Origin of the sequence: Mesorhizobium sp. M7A.F.Ca.CA.002.05.1.1, assembly GCF_003998335.1 — a bacterium.
Lineage (GTDB): Bacteria > Pseudomonadota > Alphaproteobacteria > Rhizobiales > Rhizobiaceae > Mesorhizobium.
This window is the reverse complement of record NZ_RZQI01001534.1, coordinates 1-656: the sequence shown is the minus strand read 5'-3', so window position 1 is coordinate 656 and position 656 is coordinate 1. Positions and strand designations below refer to the sequence as shown.

At 66.2% G+C, this 656-nt stretch carries 2 pseudogenes; both read right to left on the bottom strand.

What is annotated here, in order from left to right:
- Positions 1-365 (bottom strand): annotated as a pseudogene (locus tag EN939_RS36875) (hypothetical protein); the annotation flags it as partial.
- Positions 365-656: pseudogene (locus tag EN939_RS36870) on the bottom strand (ABC transporter permease); the annotation flags it as partial. The pseudogenes EN939_RS36870 and EN939_RS36875, both read right to left, overlap by 1 nt.

Here is a 656-nt window from a genome sequence, read left to right as displayed (position 1 = left end):
CCGCCTGGCAAGCCGATGCGCCTCCAGGTGCCCGGCTGCCCGATTTGCAGGCCCTCACCCTCGATGCCGACGGCAAGGCGGCCATCGGGCGCGGATGCGACAAAGCTGATCGGCGCCGCGAACTCCGCTATTGCGACCGCCGAAGCGCCCGCTCTCCCAAGGTCGATCCGAAAGAGCGTGTTGCCGCTGCTGCACAGCAGTCTCGCTGGCGACGCAACGAGATTGTCGATGGCGGGAAGCGACAGCAGCCGCTCCGCCTCTTCCAGACGGTTGTCCGGTTTGAAGACGCCGTCCATGGCCGGCACGCTGATGCCGGCATCATCAGCCGAAAACAGCCGGCGGACGAACGTGCCTAACCCCGCCATCAGCGCTTCCCCCAGTAATCGTCATGCGCCGTCCATTGCGGATCGGCGCCTTCGATGCGAACGCGGCCGATGCGGTTGTTGGAGACGCCGCCCAGATAGAGCCAGCCCTTGTGCTCGCAGGTCGAGGTGATCGAGGGATGGTTTTCGCCGGCCTCGTCCCACAACGCGTCGATGATCTCGCCGGTTTCCGACACGCGCAGCACGCAGCCGCGATTGATGTTGGGGAACAGCCATTCGTCGGCGGCGATCCGCTTGGCCATGCGGCGGCGAAAACCCGGCTTGCGCATGGCG